Consider the following 21,893-nt stretch of genomic DNA (forward strand, 5'->3'; position numbering starts at 1 on the left):
TACACCCGATGCGAGGATCGGCCGGTCATGACCGGTAAGGTCGGCTGATGGACCAGCCAGTTCGCCCCCCGGACCTGTCCACGCGGCCACACGAGCTCACGGTCGAGCGCGTGATGAAAGCCCAGCCCAGCCTGCTCTACGCGGCCTGGACCCAAGGCTTGGATTTATGGCTGGCCGTTCCCGGATCGGTGCTGATGCGCCCCGCCGTCAACGAGCCCCTCTACTTCGACACCGGCTCGCCCGAAAAGCGCAACCCCCATTACGGCCGCATTCTGCTGCTCGAGCCGAATCGGCGGATCGAATTCACCTGGGTCACCGCCGCCACCGACGGCGTGGAAACAGTGGTCGCCGCCGAGTTCCTCAAACAACCACGCGGTATCCGCCTGCGTCTGCGCCACTCCGGTTTCCCCACCGCGGCGATCCGGGACCTACACCAGCAGGTCTGGCCGGACAAACTCGAGCGTCTCGACGAAATCACCAGCGCCACCGTCTGAGTACCCGAGTAGGTTCGTCATCGCCACGCAACACAACTCGAACCGAAAGGATTGCGATGCCGACTCGCAGCGCACGCACACTCTGGTCAGGCGGACTGCAGGACGGGTCCGGGCAGGTCGAACTGGCCAGCTCGGGTGTGGGCAAGTTCGATGTGAGCTTTCCCCGCCGGGCGGCCGACACGGCCGAGGGCACCAGCCCGGAGGAGCTGATCGCGGCGGCGCATTCGTCGTGCTATTCGATGGCGCTCTCGGCGGAGATCGCCAATGCCGGCGGGACGCCGGAAAGCCTCGACGTCGATGCCGATGTCACCCTCGCGCCCGACCCGGCCGGTGGCTTCCGGATCAGCAAGATCAAACTCACGGTGCGCGGGCGTGCCGCGGGGCTGGATGCCGACGGGTTCGCCGCGGCTGCCCTCGCGGCCAAGAACGGTTGCCCGGTCAGCAAGGCCCTCACCGGGGTGGCCGAGATCGAGCTGGACGCGGCACTGGCCTGAGCGGCGCTCGCCGTCACCGCTGGGTGAACCAGCGGTGCGCGGCGGGGGTGTACATGGCCGGGATCGCGATGACGACGGCCAGGATGTGCACGGTCCGGCAGCCTGCCAGCACGGTCGAGCTGGGGGACATGCCGTCGAACAGGGTCGCGTAGTCGTCGGTCGACAACACCACGGCCAGCGGCTCGATGATCAGCGAGACCAGGCCCACCACGCCGATGCCGACGGTCAGCAGCGCACGGGCCACCCGGCTGCCGTTCAGCATGTACAGGGCCACCCCGGCGACGGCCAGGTAGACGGCGAGCCGGGGTAGCAGACCCGTTGCGGTGGCGCCGAATTCATCGCCACCACGCACGGCGCGCAACAGGCCCTCGGCGGCCCCGGCGGCGAGCGCGGTGACGAGCCCGCCGAAGGCGACATTCACGGCGCGAGGGCGAGTGCTGGAAACAAGAAAGGCAGTGCCGGTCATGACACCGACACTGCCGTTCTCAGCTGCTCGCGAGGATCACCCTGCGGTAGGAACCTTGTCCACTACCGGAGTGCTACGCCGCGAGGCGAATTCCGTGAGTGCGGCGAACGCCAGCCCCAAACTCACCCACAGCGTGGTGGTTTCGGCCAGCGAAGCCACCCGGAAGTTCCACAGGAGGGTGGCGGGGAAGTCGTCGGCCACCTCGTTCACGCCGGGCAGCAGCACGTAACCGACCGTGGTGACCACGACGAACGCGCCCACCCCGGCGATGAGTCGCAGCGTGTCCGACGCGGCGAGCGCACGGTAGGCCGCGACAGCGGCCGCGACGGCCAGCAGGCCGAGCACGACGGCCGCGACCCACAGCCAGGTGCGCTCGTTGATGGTGTCCGGATCGCCCACCGCGGGCGGGTTGGCCGGATACTTGAAGAACGGCACCGCGACGATCGCCGCCCACGCGAGAACCGCCGAGGTCAGCGACAATTGGGGCCCCGACAGGTTCGTGAACCGGCGAGCCACGTTCACCGCCGACGCGAACAACGCGCCGAACGCCATGCCGGCCAAGCCCAGCGCGAGGAACTGTCCCGCCTTCTGACCCGGCCGGCTGACCAGCGGTTCTTCCTCGTCGCCGTGGGAGTGGCCCTGCGGCTCCGCGGCTTCGTGGCCGTGCTCGGCCGGAGCGGCCGCGGCCTCTTCGATAGCGATCGCGGCGTCCACCTGGGGCTCGCCGACGAAGTAGCCCACTGTCGAGGCCAGCAGGCCGGCGATCAAGCCGGCCAGCAGGCCACGCAACAGCAGGGTCTTGAGTGATCCGATCAGTGGCACGGAACACCCAGCAGGTGACGTCCGTCGTGCATCAGCTCGTGCAGGAACATCCCGCTACGCGAGACGGCCCCCTGGTCGAAACCGACCAGGTACAGGGCGAGCAGTGCAAGCAGGACGACACCGACCGTGACGAGCACGGTTGCGAGGGTGTCGAGACCGGTAGACCGGCTGGGTGAATGCGCGATAGCCATTCGGGTCCTCCTCTAGGGATACGCGTCCCACGGTTGAAGTGTGGTGCGAAGGTGCCGGTGTCTGGCTCTCCGGCACCGGGGACCCGGTACTTGGATACAGTGGCGCGACCGCTCCGGATTCACACCGGAATTACCGCGCACCCTCGCGGATGTTCCCTCGAACTGTGACAGCCGCGAGCCACCCACGTCAATACACGCAACCGCATGTCCAGCGGAAACGCCGCTGTCAGCCCTTCGCCGGCACGTCGAGGACGACCTCGAACTCGAGCAGCGAGGCGCCCGTCGACACCGGCTTGGGACGCTCGCCGTCGCCACCGTTTCCGGCGTGCGCGGCACGGGCCGGACCGTCACGCCACGCGGCGAACGAATCCTCCGAATCCCATTGCGTCACTACGAAATACCGGTTGTCACCGGCCACGGGACGCAGCAACTGGAACCCGAGGAAACCGGGGGAGTTCTCCACCGCTCCCGCACGCGCGGCGAACCGCTTCTCCAGCTCGGGGCCCGCGCCCTCGGGAACTTCGATCGCATTGATCTTCACAACAGCCATGCGGACAGTATCGCTGCCGACCGGCGCCGGGTGTTCGCGGCCCTGGCGGGCCTCGCCTCGGCGCGAGGACGGAGCTGGGGCAGTATCGGCGGTGTGTTGTACGACGAAGGCGGGTCCGGGGTTCCGATTCTGCTGTTGCACGGGTTGATGGGGAGCGCGCGGACGTGGGCCGATCAGGTGCCGTGGTTGCGGGAGTTCGGGCATGTCTACGCGGTGGACGCCGCCGGGCACGGCCGGCCGACGCCCGCCGAGCTCACGACGGAGGCGTTCGTGGCCGATCTGGCCGAGCGCACCGCCGCGATCACCGAGCCGATGGTGATCGTCGGGCACTCGATGGGCGCGATCCACGGGTGGGTCTTCGCGGCAACCTGGCCCGAACGGGTGCGCGCGATCGTCGTCGAGGACATCGCTCCCGATTTCACCGGCCGCACCGCCGCCCACTGGGCCGAGCTGATCCACTCCTGGCCGCAACCGTTCGCCGACGAGCAGGCGGTGCTCGACTATTTCGGCCCGGTCGCGGGCACGTATTTCCTGCGCGCATTCACCGCCGCGTCCGACGGCTACCGGCTACACGGCGAGGTGGACACCTTCCGCGCGATTTCCGAGGAGTGGGGCACGCGCGACTTCTGGACCGAATGGAAGTCGCTGCGGGTGCCCACACTGCTCATCGAAGGTGAGCACACCATCACCCCGCCGGGGCAGATGCGGACGATGGCGCAGGTGCATCCCGATGCGGAGTATGTGCGCATCGCCGAGGCGGGCCACCTCGTGCACGACGAACAACCCGAGGCATACCGCGAACACGTCGGCCGGTTCCTGGAGCGCGTCACGAGGTGAGTCGGCAGGTGGTGGTCCCGATCCGCCGGCAGGTGCCGAGATCCGGCATCACCCGGTGGGGCTTCCTTCGCCCGCGAGTGCGAACAGCCCATCGTCGGTCTGCTCGATCAGCCCGTCTACCAGCAGCGAGTCCAACGCTCGCGCACGCTGACCCGGATCGCGGGTCCATGCCAGGTCGAGGCGAATCCGCTCGACCGGACCTGACGCGTCGCGCAGCACGTCGAGCAGCCGCCCACGGGCCTGACGGTCGGTGCCCTCGTACTTCTGCACCTTCCGCACCACGTCGGCGGCCGGTTTGCCCGCCGTGACCCAGGCGCAGCTCGGCAGCGGGCAGCGGGCGCAGTCCGGATTGCGGGCCGTGCACACCAGCGCGCCCAGTTCCATCAGGGCGGCCGAGAACCTCGCGGCCCGCGGCACCGGAACCGGGAGCAGCGCCTCGGTTTCGGCGAGATCGCGCGAGGACGGGTTGCCGGGCTCCCTGCCGTGGACCGCCCGAGCCACCACGCGTCGAACGTTCGTGTCCACCACGGGAACTCGCTGCCCGTAGGCGAAACAGGCCACCGCGCGAGCGGTGTACGCGCCGATGCCGGGCAGGCTCAGCAGCACGTCGACGTCGGTGGGGACCACGTCACCGTGTTCGGTCGCCAGCACCCGCGCGCACTCGTGCAGCCGCAACGCCCGCCGCGGATATCCCAACTTGCCCCACGCCCGCAGCACCTCCGCTTGCGAGGACGCCGCCATCGCCGACGGCACCGGCCAGCGTGCCACCCATTCGCGCCAGATCGGCTCCACCCGCACCACCGGCGTCTGCTGGAGCATGATCTCGCTCATCAGGATGTGCCATGCGGTCGCGTCCGGTTCGCGCCACGGCAGCGGGCGCGCCGTGTCGTCGAACCAGTCGAGCAGGGCCTGCGCGTCGATGCTCACTGTTCCCGTTTCCTCTGAGCCAGTCTCTCTTTGCCGACGCGTAACGTGGCGGACTCGCTGGTAACCAAGGGTCTGTGCACAATGGTCGGTATGCCTGGTTCCAATCCGATAAGCGCCTGGAAGTCGTTGCGCGAAGGCAATGAGCGCTTCGTCAACGACACCCTGCAGCATCCTAGCCAGGGTGCCGCGGACCGAGCCAAACTCGTCAAGGGCCAAAACCCCCACGCGATCCTGTTCGGCTGCGGTGATTCCCGCGTCGCCGCCGAGCTGATCTTCGACCAGGGGCTCGGCGACATGTTCGTGGTGCGCACAGCGGGCCACGTCGTGGACAGTTCGGTGCTCGGCTCGATCGAATACGGCGTCGAGGTGCTCAACGTGCCACTGATCGTCGTCCTCGGGCACGACAGCTGCGGCGCCGTGAAGGCCACCATCGACGCGCTCGACGGCGGCGAGGTGCCCGGTGGGTTCATTCGCAGCGTGGTCGAGCGGGTGACCCCGTCGATCCTGGTCGGGCGACGCGAAGGGCTCACCTCGCTCGACGATCTCGAAGCGCGTCACGTGGTGGAGACCAGCAAGCTGCTCATGCAGCGCTCGATGATCATCTCCCAGCGTGTTGCCACTGGTCAGTGCGCTATCGCGAGCGTCACCTACAAGCTCGAAGACGGTCGCGTGCACCTGCGGCGCACTGTCGGCAATATCGGCGAGGTGGTCTGAACCGCCGGCTTCTCCCCGGTTCGGCCCCCGACACGCCGAGGTCATCGAGCGCGCCCCTGCGCGCTGCGCTTACCGTTGAGGCGTGCTGGAACCGAATGGACCGCTGTCACCGGAGATCTACTGGCGCCGCCGTGCACTCGCGATCGGCGTCATCGTCGTCGCGCTCGCGATCGTGATCTGGCTCGTCACCATGGTCGCGCGCGGTGGGGACTCGTCCGGCGCCGACAACGCGGCCGCGAGCACGACCACGTCGGCGGAGTCGAGCGCGTCCGAGACGAGCTCGGCGTCGAGTAGTGCGTCGTCGAGTAGTGCGTCGGCCACGCCCATCAGTGGGTCGGTCACGCCCAGCGCGACGACGACCGCCGCCGATCAGCCCGCGGCACAGCCGTGCCCGGATCAGTCGCTGGCGCTGAAGGTGACGGTCGGCCAGCCGACCTATCGGGTCGGCGACCAGCCCGCGTTCGGCACAGTGATCACCAACATCTCGTCCGCGGCCTGCTCGCGTGACCTCGGCGCGGGCCCACAGTTCCTCGTCTACACCCTCGACGGCCAGCGCAGGCTCTGGGCGAGCAACGACTGCAACCAGGACGATCCGGCGGAGATGAAGACGCTCAAGGCCGGTGAACAACTCTCGTACAAGGGCACCTGGTTCGGCACCACCTCGCAGCCGCAGTGCGCGGGTGACCGCCTCCAGGTGCCCGCGGGTGCGTACATGGTCGTAGCCCAGCTCGGTGCCGTTCGCAGCGCCGCGGAGCCGTTCAACCTCGCCTCTTGACGCCGCGCTCCCGCATGCCGGGGGCATTGTGCGGGTGCGCCATAGGTCACATGTTCAAGATGGGTTGATTTGCAGCGTTCGCAAGATCGGCGGTGCCGTCAATGGATATTGGCGCGGCATTGGCGAACCGGCGTTGAATCAGGTGATTGCCGCAGTTATTCCACCGCCACCACTTCGCGGGGTGCGCGGGATTTGCGGAGTTCGGCCAATCGCAGTGCCGATCGGAGATCCCCGACCTCGTGGATACGCATCGTGCCGGTCTTGGTTTTCTCCGAACCGGGCGGAACGAGCGCGGTGGTGAACCCCAGCCGTTCGGCTTCGGCCAGGCGTCTGCCGAGCCCGGTGACCTTGCGAACCTCACCCGCCAGCCCGACCTCGCCGAGGATCACCCACCCCGCGGGCAGGGCGATGTCGGCCTCGGCGGAGGCGATGGCCAAGGCGATGGCCAGGTCGGCGGTCGGCTCGAGCAGGCGCATCCCGCCGACGGTCGCCGCGTACACATCGTGCTTGCCGAGAAATACCCGGCCTCGGCTCTGCAATACCGCCAGCACCATGGCGACGCGGTTGTAGTCCAGCCCGCTCACCGCCCGGCGTGGCTGCGGGATCTCGGTCTTGACGGTCAGCCCCTGCACCTCGGCCACCAGCGGCCGTTTGCCGTCCATCGCGACGGTCACCGCCGTACCGGGGACGGTGTCGGTGCGATGGTGCAGGAACAACCCGGACGGATCGTCGACGCAGGCGATGCCGTCGTCGTGCAGTTCGAAGCAGCCCACCTCGTCGGCGCTGCCGAACCGGTTCTTGATGCCGCGAACCATGCGCAGCGACGAATTCTTGTCGCCCTCGAACTGCAGCACCACGTCCACCAGGTGTTCGAGCGTGCGCGGGCCGGCCACGTTGCCGTCCTTGGTGACGTGGCCGACCAGCAGCACCGCGATTCCGGTCGCCTTGGCCAGCGAGGTCAGCGCCGCGGTGACCGCGCGCACCTGGGTGACACCGCCGATCACCCCGTCCACCTCCGGTGCCAGCATGGTCTGCACGGAGTCGACGACCAGCAGCGACGGCCGCACCTGCTCCACATGCCCGAGCACGATCGACAGATCCGATTCGGCCGCCAGGTACACCCGGTCGTGCACCGCGCCCGTGCGATCGGCCCGCAGCCGCACCTGCCCGGCGGACTCCTCGGCGGTCACGTACAGCGCGGTCTCTTCGCGCGCCGCCGCCCACCGGAACGCGACCTCGAGCAGCAGCGTCGACTTGCCGACTCCCGGCTCGCCGGACAGCAGCACCACCGACCCCGGCACCACCCCGCCCCCGAGGACCCGATCGAGCTCGCTCACCCCCGTCGACCGCGCCTGCGTGACCTTGGCGTCGATCTGCGACAGCGGCGCCGCCGCGGTACTCGGCAGCATCGCTCGCCGCCCTGGAGCAGCGGTGGACGCCGAAACGGCCACCTCGTTCACCGTTCCCCAGGCACCGCAATCAGGGCACTTACCCACCCACTTGGACACCTCGTGCGTGCACGCGGAGCACCGGAAGACTGCTTTGGTCTTGGCCACACGCGCACCCTACGGACCCCGACCGACACAAAAAGGAAGAGCCGCCGCGAAGTTCGCGACGGCTCTTCCTCACGGCTGGTGTCAGTGACCGCCCGCGCCCTCGGGCGCCGGGCCGGACTTCTCGTTCTCGATGCGCGGGACGGCCGCGGCATCGACCGGGACCGACACCTGCACGGTGCCCGCGTCCTTGAAGTTGAAGGTGACGTTGTAGGTCAGGCCGGGGACGATGTCCTTGGACAGGCCCGTGATCTCGATCGTGGCCGGGGTCTTCACCGGGTCGTTCGAGGGGATGTCGATACCCGCGGCGCCGGTCGGCGCGGCCCCGGTGGTGGTCGGCGCCGCCGAGGTGGTGCCGTGGTGATCGTCGGCCGCGGCGGGCTTGGTCTCACCCGGTCCCACGACCACGGTCTGCTGCGGCTTCAGCACGAACTTGGGGTCGCCCGCGGCTCCGGTGATCTTGACCTGGCCCAGGTCGGTGCTCACGCTGGTCAGCTCGTCGGTGACGGTCTCGCTGTTGTTGATGATCGACAGCGCGATCACCGCCTTGCCGCCCTTGTCGTGCTCGGCGGCGGCCTCCGGATACACGATGTGCACGTTGCGCAGGGCGATGGCGCCGACGTTGGCGTGGTTGCCGTTGATCGCGGCGGCCTGCGTCGAGGTCTGGGTGTGCTGGCCGGCACTGCAGCCGGTCAGGGCGATGCCCGCGGCAGCGGCGAGCGCGGCAACCGTCACCATGCGACGTCGCGCCGAGTGGGCGGTCACAGCTTTCAGGGCAGTCACGGTTTGTCCTCCATGTCGACCGGGCTCACTCCGTCCACACGGGGATCGGAGGGTAGTAACTAGGCAGCGTAGTAGTTCACTTCGCGCGGGTGACGTTCGGGCTCGCGACGCGCGGGTGCGGAAGTAACAGTTCGGTGTCTCGAGGGGGTTTGCCGGATCGATGCCGGGATCGCGCTGTGCGATAACCTGTCGCTGTGCTGGTGGTTAACCCGTTCTGCCACAACACAATGCACAACAATTCTGTATTGTCAACCCCTGCGATGGCCTCGTTGTGGCCCTGACCTGCACAGTTGATCGCGCCGTTATCGAGTCGCATGTTAAACTGTGAACATCGAAAGGGGCACGGGACACATGATTTTTAAGGTCGGAGACACCGTCGTTTACCCCCACCACGGAGCGGCGCTGATCGAAGCAATCGAGACCCGCACCATCAAGGGTGTGCAGAAAGAGTATCTGGTCCTGAAGGTTGCGCAAGGCGACCTGACCGTTCGGGTTCCCGCAGAGAACGCTGAATACGTCGGCGTCCGTGACGTCGTCGGCCAAGAAGGTCTCGACCGCGTCTTCCAGGTGCTGCGCGCGCCACACACGGAGGAGCCGACCAACTGGTCCCGCCGTTACAAGGCCAACCTCGAGAAACTCGCCTCCGGCGATGTGAACAAGGTGGCCGAAGTGGTGCGTGACCTGTGGCGTCGTGAGCAGGACCGCGGCCTGTCCGCCGGTGAGAAGCGGATGCTCGCCAAGGCCCGTCAGATCCTCGTCGGTGAGCTCGCGCTCGCCGAGGGCACCGACGACGGCAAGGCCGAATCGCTGCTCGACGAGGTTCTCGCCGCGGCTTCCTAGAAACAAACAAACAAGTGCGACCTGTCGTAGCACTGGTCCCTGCCGCCGGTCGTGGCGTGCGCCTGGGTGAACCCACCCCGAAGGCGTTCGTCGCGGTCGGCGGCACACCTATGGTCCGGTTGGCCGTCGACGGTCTGATCGCGTCCGGTGCGGTGCACCGGGTTGTCGTGGTCGTGCCCGCCGAGCTGGTCGAGGCCGCATCCGCGCTGCTGTCCACCACCACCTCGCTGACCGGCGGTTCGATGCCCCCTGTGCCGGTGCAGGTGGTGGTGGGCGGCGCCGAGCGCACCGATTCGGTGCGCGCGGGCATCGCCGCCGCGCCCGACGCCGCGTGCTATCTCGTGCACGATGCCGCACGAGCGCTCACACCACCGGAACTGATCGCACGGGTGGCCGCCGAGCTCCAGGCGGGCAGCCAGGCCGTGGTACCCGCGTTGCCCGTCGTGGACACCGTGAAGTCGGTCGACGACGCGGGCATCGTCACCGGGACCCCCGATCGCGCCCACCTGCGCGCCATCCAAACCCCCCAGGGCTTCGCCGCCGACCTGCTCCGCCGCGCCTACGCCACCGACGATGGCGCCACCGACGACGCCGGCCTGGTCGAACGCCTCGGTGTCGCCGTGCACACGGTCCCCGGTGACCCATTGGCATTCAAGATCACCACCCCCCTCGACCTACGCCTGGCCGAGGCGCTGCTGGCTGACGGCGGTCGTTCGCCTGCCGTCGGGCGTCCCGGCGTCGAGCAGGCGGTTGCCCGATGAGAGTCGGTATCGGCAGCGACGTGCACCCCATCGAGCCGGGACGGCCCTGCTGGATGGCCGGTCTGCTGTTCCCGGATGCCGACGGCTGCGCGGGCCACTCCGACGGTGACGTCGCCGCCCACGCGCTCTGCGATGCCCTGCTCTCCGCCGCCGGCCTCGGCGACGTGGGCGCTGTCTTCGGCGTAGGCCGCCCCGAATGGGCCGGTGTCACCGGGGCCGCCATGCTCACCGAGGTCCGCAGGCTGCTGGCCGACGAAGGCTTCGAGATCGTGAACGCCGCGGTGCAGGTCATCGGTAATCGCCCGAAGATCGGCCCCCGCCGCGCCGAAGCGCAGAAAGTGCTCGGCGAACTCCTCGACGCCCCCGTGTCGGTGTCGGGCACCACGACGGACGGTCTCGGTCTGACCGGTCGCGGCGAGGGTATCGCCGCTATCGCCACCTGTCTGATCGCGGCGTGTTCGTAGCCCCTACGGGCCACTGAACCTTTCTTTCCGCGCATTGCTTTTCGCCGATTCGATCAGCCGTTCCGTTCACTACGGCGCCACGAACCGGCCGGTCAACCCCACCCCAATCCCACCGACTAGGATCGAATGCCGTGACCTTGCGCCTTTTTGACACCGACACGCGGACCATGCGGGAATTCACCCCGCTGGTCCCCGGCCGTGCCTCGGTGTATCTGTGTGGGGCCACTGTGCAGGGGCAACCCCATATCGGTCATGTGCGCAGTGGCGTCGCCTTCGACGTGCTGCGCCGCTGGTTGCTCGCGCACGACTACGACGTGCAGTTCATCCGCAATGTCACCGATATCGACGACAAGATCCTGAACAAGGCCGCCGAAGCGGGCAGGCCGTGGTGGGAATGGGCGGCGACCCACGAGCGCGCGTTCGACAAGGCCTACGAGACCCTCGGCGTGCTGCCGCCGTCGGCCGAACCGCGCGCCACCGGTCACATCACCCAGATGATCGATCTGATGCAGCGCCTGATCGAGCGCGGCCACGCCTATGCCGCCGACGGCGATGTCTATTTCGATGTGGTGAGTTGGCCGAATTACGGTGAGCTGTCGGGCCACAAACTCGACGACGTGCACCAGGGCGAGACCCCGACCCGCGGCAAGCGCGACCCCCGCGACTTCACGCTGTGGAAGGCCGCCAAGCCCGGCGAGCCGAGCTGGCCGTCGCCGTGGGGTCCCGGTCGCCCCGGCTGGCACCTGGAATGCTCCGCGATGGCCGAGTTCTATCTCGGCGCGGAATTCGATATCCACTGCGGTGGAATGGATTTGATTTTCCCGCACCACGAGAACGAGATCGCCCAGTCCAAAGCCGCGGGCGACGGTTTCGCGCGTTACTGGCTGCACAACGGCTGGGTGACGATGGGCGGGGAGAAAATGTCGAAGTCACTCGGCAACGTGCTCTCGGTGCCGAATGTCCTCACCCGGGTGCGCCCGGTAGAATTACGTTTCTACTTGGGCAGCGCGCATTACCGCTCGATGCTCGAATACTCCGACAAGGCACTCGACGACGCGGTCGCCTCCTATCAGCGCATCGAAGCCTTCGTGCAGCGAGTGCTGGACCGAGCGGGCGAAGTGCCCGTCGGTAAATGGACCGACGGATTCGCCGCCGCGATCGACGACGATCTGGCAGTCCCGAAGGCGCTGGCCGAAATTCACCACGTGGTGCACGAAGGCAATCGCGCGCTGGAAGCGGGTGCGGTGGAGACCGCGGTCGAACTGGCCGGTCAGGTGCGGGCGATGCTGGGAATTCTCGGCGTCGACCCGCTCGACGAACAGTGGTACACCCCCGCCGACAATTCGGCGGCGATCGACGCGCTCGACGTGCTCGTCCGCACGGAGCTGGATCGCCGCGCGAACGCGCGGGCCGACAAGAACTGGGCAGAAGCCGATGCCGCACGGGATCGGCTCATCGCCGCGGGTATCGAGGTAACCGATACCCCGCAGGGGCCGGAATGGTCGCTGGGCGCATCGAGCGGAAAGGCGAACTGATGGCAGGCAATTCACAGCGACGCGGAGCAGTCAGGAAGAGCGGCACCAAGAAGGGCGCCGTCGCCGGTTCCGGCGGGAAGCATCGCCGCGGTCTCGAGGGGAGGGGCGCGACCCCGCCCGCGTCCGAGCGCACCAAGCACCCCGCCGCCAAGCGGGCCAGAGCGGCGGCCAAAGCCAATGCGGCACAGGCTCGTCCGACCGGAAAGTCCGGCGTCCCGCGCGCGGGACGCAAGTCCGACGAGGGTCCCGAGTTGGTGCTCGGCCGCAACCCCGTGCTCGAGTGTCTGCGCGCCGACGTGCCGGCGACCGCCCTGTACGTGGCGGTCGGCACCGAGAACGACGACCGGCTCTCGGAGAGCGTGCAGCGCGCCGCCGACATGGGCATCTCCATTCTCGAGGTGCCCCGCACCGATCTGGACCGGCTGAGCGCCAACGGAATGCACCAGGGCGTGGCTCTGCAGGTGCCGCCCTACCGCTACGCCCATCCCGACGATCTGATGGACCGGGTGAAGTCCACCGCCGAGCCCGCCCTGCTGGTCGCGCTCGACAACATCACCGACCCGCGCAACCTCGGTGCCGTCATTCGCTCGGTGGCCGCGTTCGGCGGTCAGGGCGTGGTGATCCCGCAGCGTCGCAGTGCCAGCGTCACCGCCGTGGCGTGGCGTACCAGTGCGGGTGCGGCTGCCCGCCTTCCCGTCGCCAGGGCCACCAATCTGACTCGCACACTGAAGGATTGGGCCTCGCAGGGCATCCAGGTCATCGGCCTCGACGCCGACGGCGACACCACCCTCGACAACTTCGACGGCAGTGTCCCTACGGTCGTGGTCGTGGGTTCGGAGGGCAAGGGCCTGTCGCGTCTGGTGCGCGAGAACTGCGACTCGATCCTGAGCATCCCGATGGCGGGCCCGGTCGAGTCGCTCAACGCCTCGGTTGCCGCGGGCGTCGTCCTCGCCGACATCGCCAGGCAGCGCCGTCTGGGCTGAGTCCGCGCGGTTGACGGGCAAAACTGCTCTGTCACCGTACAATTCGTGCTGTGGCGATCCCTAATCAGCCGATCGGCGAAACGGTCGAGCACCCGCAGGCCAACCTGATCCTTGTGCTCGGGCTGCTCAGCCCGTTCTGCTGTGGGATCTTCGGGCCGATCGCGTGGGTGCTCGGCAAGCGGGCACTCAACGACATCGACGCGTCCTACGGTGCGCTCAGCGGCCGGTCTCAGGTGTTGATCGGCTATATCGCGGGTATCTTCGGCACCATCTGCATGCTGCTGTTCGCGATGCTGTACCTGGCCGGGTCCTGCAACGGGAACTTCTGAGGCTCAGTCCAGGCTCGGGCGCACGCCGGGCGCGTCCCAGGCGGGCCATTCGCCGCTGACGCTGCCGGTCCAGTTCGGCGGGCGGCGCTCCTTGAACGCCACCATCGCCTCGCCACCGTCGACACTCTTGGCAACCTGCGCGTTGAGCTCGGATTCGAGCTGCCCGACCACCGCGGGCGTCATGCCGAGGCTTTCCCAGATGAGCCGCTTGGTGAGCGCGACCGGCAGGGGAGCGGTCCCGGTGGCGATGTCGTGGGCCACCGCCATCGCGGTCATCAGCACCTCGTCGGCGGGCAGTGCGGCATTGGCCAGTCCGAGTGACTTGGCTTCGTCACCGTCGAAGGTGCGCCCGGTGAGCATGATGTCGGCGGCGTTGGCCAGGCCGGCCAGGCGCGGCACCGTCCAGTGCGCGAACCCGTCGGCGAGCACCCCGCGACGCACCTGGTTCAGCCCGTACACCGCGTCGCGAGCGAAATAGCGCAGGTCGCACTGCAGCGCCAGCGCCAGCCCGATACCGACCGCATGCCCGTTCACCGCGGCGATCACCGGTTTACGGACCTGCCAGGGGGGCGGATCGAGCGTGGCGCTCACGTCTCCTCCGCGTGCGGCCAGGTCGGCGCCGGCGCAGAACGCCGGCGGGGTGCCGGTGATCACGACGGCGCGGATCGCGTCCTCGGTATCGCACCGGCGAAGGGCGGCGCTCAGCTCGGCCGCCATCGTCGGGGTGACGGCGTTCTGCTTGGCTGGCCGGTTGAGCGTCAGTAGCGCGACGCCGCCTTCGACATCGACGAGCAATTCCGAACTCATGGGATGGAATCGTACTAGCGACCGGCCAGCAAGTGTCTGCCGATCGCGTACTTGTGCACTTCCGTCGGGCCATCGTAAAGACGGAACGCGCGCATGTCCCGGAACAACATCTCCACCACCGTCTCGTCGCTGATCCCGATCCCGCCGAGCACCTGCACACAGCGATCGGTGACCTTGAACAGCTCCTCGGACACATACGACTTGGCCATCGACGATTCGTGTCTGGCCTGCTGTCCCTGATCCATCAGCCAGCAGGCGTGCCAAATCGTCAGCCTGCACTGGTGCAGCGCCACCTCGTTGTCGGCGAGCATGAACGACACGCCCTCGTGTTCGCCGATCGGCTTGCCGAACGCGGTGCGCGTACGCGCGTAGTCCAGCGCGATGGACTGGGCGCGGGCCGCCGCGCCGAGCCAGCGCATGCAGTGTGTGAGCCGAGCGGGGGCGAGCCGTAATTGCGCGTACCGCAGGGCTTGTCCGGTGCGACCGAGCACGGCCGTCGGCGGCAGCGTGAGATTGTCGAACCGGACGACCGCGTGCCCGCCGACGTAGTTGCGGTCCATCGTGTTCATGATCCGCTCGATCACGATGCCCGGCGCGTCACCGTCGGCGAGGAACAGGGTCGGCCCGGCGGGCAGGTGGGGGTTCTCGGCGAGCAGGGCCATGATGATCCAGGTCTTGGCGCCGTCGGCGCCGGTGATCAGCCACTTGAGGCCGTTGATCACGAAATTCTCGCCGTCGAACACCGCCTCCGTGCTGAGCTGCCCGGGATCCGACCCGGCCCCGCCGGGCTCGGTCATCGCGAACACCGAGCGCTGTTCACCACGAATCACCGGCATCAGATACTGGTCGACCTGCTCCGGGTCGGCGACTTTGCCGAGCAGGAACATGTTCCCCTCGTCGGGCGCGGCGCAGTTCATGGCGACCGGTCCGAGCGTGGACCACCCCGCCGCCTCGTACACCAGCGCCTGCTCGACGTGGCTGAGTCCGAGCCCGCCGTGTTCCACCGGCGCCTGCACGGTCAGCAGCTTCTCGGCGCGGGCCAGTTCGACGAGTTCGGCCCGCAGGTCGTCGTTGGGGCCGTGCGCGGTGAGCCGGGGATCGCGCTCGAACGGCACGATCTGCTCGACGACGAAGGCGCGAACCCGATCTCGCAGTGCGGCCAGATCATCCGGAACGGTGAAGTCGATCATGCTGGCCATTCTGCGCGCCGACCTCCGTGGTTCGCGGCCGTTCGGGCATCGGAGCGGGATCCGGCGCGGGTTCAGCGCGCGTGCGCGAGTTGCCGATTGCGATGTCCGACGACCCGGCACACCAGGTAGATGCCGAACGAGATCGCGGTGACGAAGGTCGACACCGGAACACCGGGGGCGAGCGACAGCAGCAGCCCGCCGACCGCGGCGACCTCGGCGAAGATCACCGACAGCACGGTCGCCCGCATCGGGCTCGAGGTCACCTGCGCGGCCGCGGCGGCCGGGGTGATCAGCAAGGCGAGCACCAGCAGCGCGCCGACGATCTGCACGCCGAACGCGGCGGTGATGCCGAGCAGTACCGCGAACACCACCGACAGCGCCCGCACCGGCACCCCGCGCGCGATCGCGACCTCGGGATCGGAGCTGGCGAACAACAGCGGCCGATACACCACGGCCAGCACGGCGAGCACGCCCGCGGTGCAGGTGACCAGCAGTGCGAGCCCGTCGTAGCCGACCCCGGCGACCTGCCCGGTGAGCAGGGAGAACTTCGACCCGGCCCGCTCCGGCGCGAGCCACAGGAACAGCACCGACAACCCGAGCCCGAACGACAGCACCACCGCGATCACCGAATCACGTTCGCGCGCACGAGAACCCAGCCACCCGAACAGCACGGCCGCGACCACCGAACCGGCGATCGCCCCGAATCCGACCCCGACCCCGACGAGCAGCGCCGCCGACGCGCCGGTGAGCGAGAGCTCGCTGGTGCCGTGCACGGCGAACGACATCTGCCGGGCGACGATCAGCGGTCCGATCAACCCGGCCAGCAACCCGAGCAGGGCACTCGCCAACAGCGCCTGCTGCACGAAGTCGTAACCCAGCAGGTTCGCGGTGGTGGTGAAGTCGAACATCTGCTGGAACACCTTGGTGAGCTTTTCCATCAGGCGGTACCGCCGAGGGCGTCCATATCGTCGCCGGTTCCGACGACCACCAGGCGGCCGCGTACCCGCAGCACCTCGACCTCGGTGCGGTAGAGCTCCGACAGCGTCTGCGAGGTCATCACCTCATCGGGCGTACCGATCCGGAAGCCACCGTCCACCAGGTACAGCACCCGGTCCACCAGCGGCAGGATCGGGTTGATCTCGTGGGTCACGAACAGCACCGCGGTGTCGTGTTCGCGGCGGCGCCGGTCGACCAGCTCGGCGACCAGGCGCTGGTTCGCCATATCCAGGCTCAGCAGCGGTTCGTCGCACAGCAGTACCGACGGGTCGCCGACCAGGGCCTGCGCGACCCGCAACCGCTGCTGCTCCCCACCGGACATCGTCTCCAGCGACGCGTGCGCGAACGACCCGGCGCCCACCGCGGCGATGGCCCGCTCGACCTTCGCTGCCCGGCTGCGACGACCGCGCCACCCGAGCCCCCACCGATGCCCGTCCACGCCGAGGCCGACCAGGTCGACGCCGCGCAGTTGCACACCGGCGTCGATGGTCTTCTGCTGCGGGATGTAGCCGATGCCCGGATTGCCCACCCCGGCTCGCCTGCCGGCGATCTCCGCGCTGCCCGAGCTCAGGTCGAGGGTGCCGAGCAGGGCGCGCAGCAGCGAGGTCTTGCCCGAGCCGTTGGGTCCGAGGACGGCGATGAACTCACCCGGCCGCACGTCGAGGTCGAGGTCGCGCCAGAGGGTGCGGTCGCCGAAGGCCATGGTGGCCCCGCGCAGCCGGATCGCCGCGTCGGCGGTCTCGATGTCCGGTGCGGCGGTGGTGTCCGACAGTGCGGTTGCCTCGGTCATGGGGCTCCTCAGCGCAGGGCCGCGGCGAGCGCCTTGGCGTTGGCGGTCTGCCACTGGATGTAATCCATTCCGGCAGGCAGGGTTTCGGTGACCTCGACCACGGCGATGCCCGCGGACTGCGCGGTGGCCCGCAGGTCCTGGGTGATCTTGTCCTCGGTCTGAGTGTTGTAGATCAGTGCCTTGACCTGCTTGCCGGTGATCAGGTCGCGGGTGGCGGCGACGGCGGCCGGGGCCGGGTCGGTCTCCTGCTCGATCGCTTCCTGGAACTCGTGCGGGGTCTTGTCCTGCGCGGTCGCGGCCGTGAGCAGGTAGTGCGCGAGCGGCTCGGACTGGGCGACCGGCGCGTTCGGTGTCTGGGTGGCGATGGTGCCGGTGATGGTGCTGACGCCGATCAGCTGATTCTTGAAGGCGACCGCGCGCTCGGTGTAGGCGTCGGCGTGCGCGGCGTCGACCTGGCCGAGCTCGGCCGCGATCCGATCGGCGACGGCGGCGACGGTGCTCACGTCGTACCAGACGTGCTCGTTGTCGTCGTTCTTGTCCGCGCGCTGCTCGAACGCCTCGACGGTCCGCTTGTCCTTGCCCGAGATGGCCTTCTCGATGAACTCGTCGTAGTGCCCACCGTTGAACACGACGAGATCCGCGTCACTGATCTTGGCGGTGTCGGTGGCCGAGGTCTCGAACGAATGCGGATCGGCGGCGGGGTCGCTGATGATCGAGGTCACCTGGGCATCCGGCCCGGCAACGGCAGACGCCACCGAACCCCACACATTGGTGGAGGCGACGATCTGGGGGGTATCGGAATCGCTGGAGCTGGTACCGCAGGCGCTGAGGACGACCACGGCCGCCACCCCCGCCGTGAGACCGGCGAACAAGCGGGCGAATCGAGGGTTCACGCGGCACTCCTGGCGAGCAAGCTCTAGATCGTAATGGAAATCGTTACCGTTTTAGATTAGCAGCTACGAATACCCAGTACGAACCGCATCGAAAAGCCGGGCTCGAAATTCGAACCCGGCTTTGTCGAGCGTTGTCAGACCAGGGCGTTGACCGGCTGGCTGAGCAGTTGGGCGCAGCGCAGTAGCCCCAGGTGGCTGTACGCCTGGGGGTGGTTACCGAGGGAACGCTCGGCGACCGGGTCGTATTCCTCGCTGAGCAGGCCGGTGGGTCCCGCGGCGGCGACCAGCTGGGCGAACAGTGCCTCGGCGTCGGAGCGCCTGCCGATCAGCAGGTACGCCTCTACCAGCCAGGCGGCACACAGGTGGAAGCCACCCTCGCCGCCGGGCAGCCCGTCGTCGTGGTGGTACCGGTACACCGTGGCGCCGCTGCGCAGTTCGGCCTCGGTGGCCACCACCGTCGCGGCGAAGCGCGGGTCGGCGGGATCGATCAGGCCGCTCAGGCCGATGTGCAGGGTGGCCGCGTCCAGGTCGGTGCCGTCGTAGGCGGCGGTGTAGGACTGGACCTCGTCGTTCCAGCCCTTCGCCTTCACCTCGTCGGCGATCGTGTCGCGCAAGCTCACCCAGTCGGGATCGGCGGGGCGGTCGAAGCGGTCCGCCAGGGTCAGGGCGCGGTCGATGGTGAGCCAGCCCATCACCTTCGAGTACACGTGGTGGCGCGGGTTGCCGCGGATCTCCCAGATGCCGTGGTCGGGTTCGGTCCAGCGGCGCTGCACCGCCGACACCATCGCGTGCACCAGTTCCCAGTCGGCATCCGGCAGGGCCTTGGCCGGTGCGGTGATGCCCTGGCGCTCGCGTTCGTGTGACATCGAGGTGATCAGGTCGACGATCGGCCCGAACACGTCGAGCTGCACCTGCATGTTGGCCGCGTTGCCCACTCGCACCGGCCGCGATCCGGCATAACCGGGCAGCGCGTCGATCACGGCCTCGGGCGGCAGGGTCTCGCCGTAGATCGTGTACAGCGGGTGCAGGCGCTCCGGTCCCGGCAGGGTGTCGAGCACCTTGTGTACCCAGCCGAGGAACTCCTCGGCCTCGGTCAGCGAGCCCAGGGTCACCAGTGCCTGCGCGGTCAGCGACGCGTCACGCAGCCAGCAGTAGCGGTAGTCCCAGTTGCGCACGCCGCCGATGTCCTCGGGCAGCGAGGTGGTGGCCGCGGCCAGGATCGAGCCCGACGGGCGATGGACCAGCCCGCGCAGGGTGAGCGCCGAACGCTTCATCAGATCCGGCTTGAGCGGCGGCAGCAGCAATTCCGAGGCCCACTGCGACCAGTACTGCTCGGCGAGCTGGCGGCGCTGCGGCTCGGGCGTCATCGAAGGCGCGAGATCCGCGGTTCCGCACCGCAATTCGAGCACGACCGGCCCGAGCGACGGGTCGACCACCGCGCGCGCCTGCTCGTTTGTGCCGTCGGACAGGATCTCCCACTCCACACCGGGGGAGCGAAGCACCATCGGATCATTGGTGCCGCTGACCTGGATTCCGCTGCGTACGACCTGCATTCGCACCGGCACCTGGCCGAACTCCGGTTGTGGCGCGAAGGTGACCACGGCCTTCGCGGCGCCGGTGATCACCCTGGTCAGATCGGTGCGATCGGGAGCCACGTCGTGCGGCAGGTAGTCGGCCACTTGCAAACTGGCCCACCGGGTTTCGACCGTCATCGTGCCGTCCACATACCGCTGCGACAGCGGCAGGCTCGGCCGCTCCGGCGCCACCGTGAAGTGTCCGGCCGCCGCGCCGCCGAGCAGATGCGCGAACACCGCCGCCGAATCCGGTTCGGGGTGGCAGAGCCAGGTGACCGTCGCGTCGGGGGTGAGCAGCGCGACCGAGCGCGGGCTGGCCAGCATGCTCAGCCGCTCGATCCGGGGGGCGCTCGCCCCGGCCAGCCAGGTGCGCCGCTCCTCGACGAGGAACGCCAGCGCGCGCGCCACCTCCTCGGTGGAGTTCACATGCAACTTGGCGATGCTCTCGCCCTCGCCGACCTTGATCCCGACATCCGGTCCCGAGAGCACCCGGAACGCCTTCTCGTCGGTCACGTCGTCGCCGAAGAACACTGCGGCGGAAGCGCTTTCCTGATGGCGGATGGTGTCGAGCGCGGTGCCCTTGTCGGTGGGGATCACCGCGAGCTCGATCACCGCCTTGCCTTCGGTCACCTGCACGCCCACCCAGCAGGCCGGGCCTTGGCGAACGGAAGTCAGTGCGCGCCTGCCGATTTCGGGGCTGGCGTTGCGCACGTGCAGCGCGGCGCTGGCCGGCTTCATCTCGACGGTCACGCCCGGGTTCTCGGCGGAGATCTTCGAGAACGCGGAATTGATCTCTGTCAGTAGCTGTTTGGCGTCGTTGTCGATCGCGTGCACGAAGCCGACGTCGAACTCCGAGCCGTGACTACCGATCAGCTGCACCTCGACCGGCAGGCGCGACAGTGCCGCCAGGTCTCGGAGCGCTCTACCGGAAATCACTGCCGCAGTAGTGTTCGACAACCCCGCCAGCGCGCGTAGCGCGCTCACCGATTCCCGCTGGGGAAACGCTTTCGACGGGTCGGACACGATCGGGGCGATGGTCCCGTCGTAGTCCGAGGCAACCAAGAGCCGTGGCACGCGCGCAACCGACGCCAGTGCACGGCGGACATCCAAGGGCAGTTCCTGTGCGCTCACGCATCCAACCTAGTGATGGGAGGAGTTGATCAGGGGGCGCGAAAAACAATACTGCGTCAATTTTGCCGCGCGAGCGGCGCGGCGGGTTGTGCGCACGACCCCCGGTCGTTTGCTCGCGACCTTACGGCAAATTTCGTACCGGCGGCCCACCACCGTCTGCCGGATTCGTCGAGCTCACCGGGCACATGAGGGCGCGGCGAGGCACGCGCTCCCGGTAGATGCGCTGTTTCGCATATGCGGTGTCGGCTATGCATCTTCCTACTGGAAGGCGCACAGCCGACGGGTGTCAACAGCGATGGGCGATTTGTGATGTTGCGGTAGTGAGCTTTGCCGGGTTGCTGGGTTATCCGCGATCGCCCAGCAACAGGTCGACCGTGAGCTCGAGCCGTTCCGTGACATCGGTCGCGGACGCGCGCCGGGTGAGCCAGGCCACCAGGTTCGACAGCCACACATCGGAGATGACGCGGGCGATGGCGAGCTGACGGTCATCGGGTTCGCCGTCGCTCATCGCGCGGGCGAAGACCCGGTCCATCACCTTGCCCACCCGATCCACTTCCGCGGCGGCCGAGGCGTCGGCGAACATGAACGCGCGCGTCATCGCCTCGGTGAGTAGCGGGTCGCGCTGCATCATCCGGGTGATCTGGGTGAGCAGGGTGTGCATGCGCTCGGACGGGCCGTCGCCGTCGGGTAGTGGTTTGCGCTTGCCTTCGAACATCTCGAATTCCCTGGCCAGCGCCGAAACGAGCAGGTGAACCTTGGACGGGAAGTAGCGGTACAGCGTGCCGACGGCCACGTCGGCGCGCTCGGCGACCGCGCGCATCTGCACGGCGTCGTAGCCGCCCTTGGAGGCGAGCGCGAGGGTCGCGTCGAGGATGCGCTTGCGCCGGTCGCGCTGTGCGCTGGAGCTGAGCTCGTCCTCGGACAGCGTCGTCACGGTGGGCGTTGGTGCGGGACTGTCCATCGTGGAAACCCTTTCGCTTCAGTGGCAATTCAT

At 68.4% G+C, this 21,893-nt stretch carries 25 protein-coding genes; 11 read left to right on the top strand and 14 right to left on the bottom strand.

What is annotated here, in order from left to right:
• Window positions 1-47: 47 nt before the first annotated feature.
• Entirely contained in the window at window positions 48-494 is a 447-nt protein-coding gene (locus ACWDXS_RS32170) for an SRPBCC family protein (protein WP_378990732.1), read from the top strand.
• 56 nt (window positions 495-550) lie between these two features.
• A complete protein-coding gene (locus ACWDXS_RS32175; RefSeq protein WP_449971556.1) occupies window positions 551-988 on the top strand; it encodes an OsmC family peroxiredoxin in 438 nt (145 codons plus the stop codon).
• Between the two features lie 13 nt (window positions 989-1,001).
• Here the strand turns inward: ACWDXS_RS32175 and ACWDXS_RS32180 are convergent, their stop codons facing one another.
• From ACWDXS_RS32180 to ACWDXS_RS32195, 4 genes are all read right to left on the bottom strand, one after another.
• Window positions 1,002-1,454, bottom strand: a complete 453-nt coding sequence (locus ACWDXS_RS32180) for a hypothetical protein (protein WP_449971559.1) — start codon at window positions 1,452-1,454, stop codon at window positions 1,002-1,004.
• 36 nt (window positions 1,455-1,490) lie between these two features.
• On the bottom strand, window positions 1,491-2,276 hold the full coding sequence (locus tag ACWDXS_RS32185) for a CbtA family protein (RefSeq protein WP_449971562.1): 786 nt from the start codon (window positions 2,274-2,276) through the stop codon (window positions 1,491-1,493).
• Window positions 2,267-2,467: a CbtB domain-containing protein gene (locus ACWDXS_RS32190; RefSeq protein ID WP_019044677.1), complete on the bottom strand. Its 201-nt coding sequence runs from the start codon at window positions 2,465-2,467 to the stop codon at window positions 2,267-2,269. Before ACWDXS_RS32190 ends, ACWDXS_RS32185 begins: the two co-directional genes overlap by 10 nt.
• A 226-nt stretch (window positions 2,468-2,693) precedes the next feature.
• Window positions 2,694-3,017: an antibiotic biosynthesis monooxygenase family protein gene (locus ACWDXS_RS32195; RefSeq protein ID WP_378990727.1), complete on the bottom strand. Its 324-nt coding sequence runs from the start codon at window positions 3,015-3,017 to the stop codon at window positions 2,694-2,696.
• Between the two features lie 93 nt (window positions 3,018-3,110).
• Here ACWDXS_RS32195 and ACWDXS_RS32200 point away from each other — a divergent pair, with 93 nt between their 5' ends.
• Window positions 3,111-3,854, top strand: a complete 744-nt coding sequence (locus ACWDXS_RS32200; protein ID WP_379312583.1) for an alpha/beta fold hydrolase — start codon at window positions 3,111-3,113, stop codon at window positions 3,852-3,854.
• A gap of 48 nt (window positions 3,855-3,902) precedes the next feature.
• Here ACWDXS_RS32200 and ACWDXS_RS32205 read toward each other — a convergent pair whose 3' ends face one another.
• Window positions 3,903-4,781, bottom strand: a complete 879-nt coding sequence (locus ACWDXS_RS32205) for an HhH-GPD family protein (protein WP_378990723.1) — start codon at window positions 4,779-4,781, stop codon at window positions 3,903-3,905.
• A 90-nt stretch (window positions 4,782-4,871) separates the two neighbouring features.
• Between ACWDXS_RS32205 and ACWDXS_RS32210 the strand changes: the two genes are divergently transcribed.
• Both ACWDXS_RS32210 and ACWDXS_RS32215 read left to right on the top strand, forming a co-directional pair.
• Window positions 4,872-5,495: a carbonic anhydrase gene (locus ACWDXS_RS32210; RefSeq protein WP_056819369.1), complete on the top strand. Its 624-nt coding sequence runs from the start codon at window positions 4,872-4,874 to the stop codon at window positions 5,493-5,495.
• Window positions 5,496-5,577: 82 nt separating this feature from the next.
• Window positions 5,578-6,270, top strand: coding sequence for a hypothetical protein (locus tag ACWDXS_RS32215; RefSeq protein WP_449971567.1), 693 nt, complete (start codon window positions 5,578-5,580; stop codon window positions 6,268-6,270).
• A 155-nt stretch (window positions 6,271-6,425) separates the two neighbouring features.
• On the opposite strand, the gene radA is transcribed toward ACWDXS_RS32215, so the two are convergent.
• Together radA and ACWDXS_RS32225 are read right to left on the bottom strand one after the other, a co-directional pair.
• Window positions 6,426-7,826 carry a DNA repair protein RadA gene (gene radA, locus ACWDXS_RS32220; RefSeq protein WP_378962695.1) on the bottom strand — a complete coding sequence of 467 codons (1,401 nt, stop codon included), beginning with the start codon at window positions 7,824-7,826 and terminating at the stop codon, window positions 6,426-6,428.
• 81 nt (window positions 7,827-7,907) lie between these two features.
• Entirely contained in the window at window positions 7,908-8,606 is a 699-nt protein-coding gene (locus tag ACWDXS_RS32225) for a hypothetical protein (RefSeq protein ID WP_378990719.1), read from the bottom strand.
• Between the two features lie 351 nt (window positions 8,607-8,957).
• On the opposite strand from ACWDXS_RS32225, the gene carD reads away from it, so the two are divergent.
• The 6 genes from carD (at window position 8,958) to ACWDXS_RS32255 (ending at window position 13,518) form a co-directional block, all read left to right on the top strand.
• A complete protein-coding gene (carD, locus tag ACWDXS_RS32230; protein WP_019044685.1) occupies window positions 8,958-9,446 on the top strand; it encodes an RNA polymerase-binding transcription factor CarD in 489 nt (162 codons plus the stop codon).
• Between the two features lie 14 nt (window positions 9,447-9,460).
• Window positions 9,461-10,207 (top strand): 2-C-methyl-D-erythritol 4-phosphate cytidylyltransferase, encoded by a 747-nt coding sequence (ispD, locus tag ACWDXS_RS32235; protein ID WP_387446216.1) that lies wholly within the window; start codon window positions 9,461-9,463, stop codon window positions 10,205-10,207.
• Entirely contained in the window at window positions 10,204-10,671 is a 468-nt protein-coding gene (ispF, locus tag ACWDXS_RS32240; RefSeq protein WP_378990717.1) for a 2-C-methyl-D-erythritol 2,4-cyclodiphosphate synthase, read from the top strand. The genes ispD and ispF overlap by 4 nt, the downstream gene beginning before the upstream one ends.
• A gap of 131 nt (window positions 10,672-10,802) precedes the next feature.
• Window positions 10,803-12,206: a cysteine--tRNA ligase gene (gene cysS / locus ACWDXS_RS32245; RefSeq protein ID WP_378990716.1), complete on the top strand. Its 1,404-nt coding sequence runs from the start codon at window positions 10,803-10,805 to the stop codon at window positions 12,204-12,206.
• Complete coding sequence (gene rlmB / locus ACWDXS_RS32250; RefSeq protein ID WP_449971574.1) at window positions 12,206-13,189, top strand: 23S rRNA (guanosine(2251)-2'-O)-methyltransferase RlmB; 984 nt, start codon at window positions 12,206-12,208, stop codon at window positions 13,187-13,189. Before cysS ends, rlmB begins: the two co-directional genes overlap by 1 nt.
• A 50-nt stretch (window positions 13,190-13,239) precedes the next feature.
• Entirely contained in the window at window positions 13,240-13,518 is a 279-nt protein-coding gene (locus tag ACWDXS_RS32255; protein ID WP_378990714.1) for a DUF4190 domain-containing protein, read from the top strand.
• A gap of 3 nt (window positions 13,519-13,521) precedes the next feature.
• Here ACWDXS_RS32255 and ACWDXS_RS32260 read toward each other — a convergent pair whose 3' ends face one another.
• The 7 genes from ACWDXS_RS32260 to kstR form a co-directional block, all read right to left on the bottom strand.
• A complete protein-coding gene (locus ACWDXS_RS32260; protein ID WP_378631577.1) occupies window positions 13,522-14,325 on the bottom strand; it encodes an enoyl-CoA hydratase/isomerase family protein in 804 nt (267 codons plus the stop codon).
• Between the two features lie 14 nt (window positions 14,326-14,339).
• The gene (locus ACWDXS_RS32265) at window positions 14,340-15,515 is read right to left on the bottom strand and encodes an acyl-CoA dehydrogenase family protein (protein WP_379312237.1); all 1,176 of its coding nucleotides are present in this window, start codon (window positions 15,513-15,515) and stop codon (window positions 14,340-14,342) included.
• A gap of 71 nt (window positions 15,516-15,586) precedes the next feature.
• Entirely contained in the window at window positions 15,587-16,453 is an 867-nt protein-coding gene (locus tag ACWDXS_RS32270; RefSeq protein ID WP_378990712.1) for a metal ABC transporter permease, read from the bottom strand.
• Window positions 16,453-17,214: a metal ABC transporter ATP-binding protein gene (locus tag ACWDXS_RS32275; RefSeq protein WP_378990808.1), complete on the bottom strand. Its 762-nt coding sequence runs from the start codon at window positions 17,212-17,214 to the stop codon at window positions 16,453-16,455. The genes ACWDXS_RS32270 and ACWDXS_RS32275 overlap by 1 nt, the downstream gene beginning before the upstream one ends.
• Window positions 17,215-17,309: 95 nt before the next feature.
• Window positions 17,310-18,194, bottom strand: a complete 885-nt coding sequence (locus ACWDXS_RS32280; RefSeq protein ID WP_449971580.1) for a metal ABC transporter solute-binding protein, Zn/Mn family — start codon at window positions 18,192-18,194, stop codon at window positions 17,310-17,312.
• 134 nt (window positions 18,195-18,328) lie between these two features.
• Complete coding sequence (otsB, locus tag ACWDXS_RS32285; RefSeq protein ID WP_378990709.1) at window positions 18,329-20,899, bottom strand: trehalose-phosphatase; 2,571 nt, start codon at window positions 20,897-20,899, stop codon at window positions 18,329-18,331.
• Between the two features lie 343 nt (window positions 20,900-21,242).
• Complete coding sequence (gene kstR, locus ACWDXS_RS32290; RefSeq protein ID WP_378631587.1) at window positions 21,243-21,860, bottom strand: cholesterol catabolism transcriptional regulator KstR; 618 nt, start codon at window positions 21,858-21,860, stop codon at window positions 21,243-21,245.
• Window positions 21,861-21,893: the final 33 nt, after the last annotated feature.

The organism is Nocardia sp. NPDC003183, from assembly GCF_053590715.1.

What these genes read in the sequence shown, in the direction of transcription:
- rlmB (WP_449971574.1), top strand. Translation starts at nt 12,206, where the DNA reads ATGGCAGGCAATTCACAGCGACGCGGAGCAGTCAGGAAGAGCGGCACC.
- ACWDXS_RS32170 (WP_378990732.1), top strand. Translation starts at nt 48, where the DNA reads ATGGACCAGCCAGTTCGCCCCCCGGACCTGTCCACGCGGCCACACGAG.
- ACWDXS_RS32195 (WP_378990727.1), bottom strand. Translation starts at nt 3,017, where the DNA reads ATGGCTGTTGTGAAGATCAATGCGATCGAAGTTCCCGAGGGCGCGGGC.
- ACWDXS_RS32265 (WP_379312237.1), bottom strand. Translation starts at nt 15,515, where the DNA reads ATGATCGACTTCACCGTTCCGGATGATCTGGCCGCACTGCGAGATCGG.
- carD (WP_019044685.1), top strand. Translation starts at nt 8,958, where the DNA reads ATGATTTTTAAGGTCGGAGACACCGTCGTTTACCCCCACCACGGAGCG.
- ispF (WP_378990717.1), top strand. Translation starts at nt 10,204, where the DNA reads ATGAGAGTCGGTATCGGCAGCGACGTGCACCCCATCGAGCCGGGACGG.
- kstR (WP_378631587.1), bottom strand. Translation starts at nt 21,860, where the DNA reads ATGGACAGTCCCGCACCAACGCCCACCGTGACGACGCTGTCCGAGGAC.
- ACWDXS_RS32175 (WP_449971556.1), top strand. Translation starts at nt 551, where the DNA reads ATGCCGACTCGCAGCGCACGCACACTCTGGTCAGGCGGACTGCAGGAC.
- ACWDXS_RS32210 (WP_056819369.1), top strand. Translation starts at nt 4,872, where the DNA reads ATGCCTGGTTCCAATCCGATAAGCGCCTGGAAGTCGTTGCGCGAAGGC.
- ACWDXS_RS32270 (WP_378990712.1), bottom strand. Translation starts at nt 16,453, where the DNA reads ATGGAAAAGCTCACCAAGGTGTTCCAGCAGATGTTCGACTTCACCACC.
- ACWDXS_RS32260 (WP_378631577.1), bottom strand. Translation starts at nt 14,325, where the DNA reads ATGAGTTCGGAATTGCTCGTCGATGTCGAAGGCGGCGTCGCGCTACTG.
- ACWDXS_RS32275 (WP_378990808.1), bottom strand. Translation starts at nt 17,214, where the DNA reads ATGGCCTTCGGCGACCGCACCCTCTGGCGCGACCTCGACCTCGACGTG.
- ACWDXS_RS32190 (WP_019044677.1), bottom strand. Translation starts at nt 2,467, where the DNA reads ATGGCTATCGCGCATTCACCCAGCCGGTCTACCGGTCTCGACACCCTC.
- ACWDXS_RS32180 (WP_449971559.1), bottom strand. Translation starts at nt 1,454, where the DNA reads ATGACCGGCACTGCCTTTCTTGTTTCCAGCACTCGCCCTCGCGCCGTG.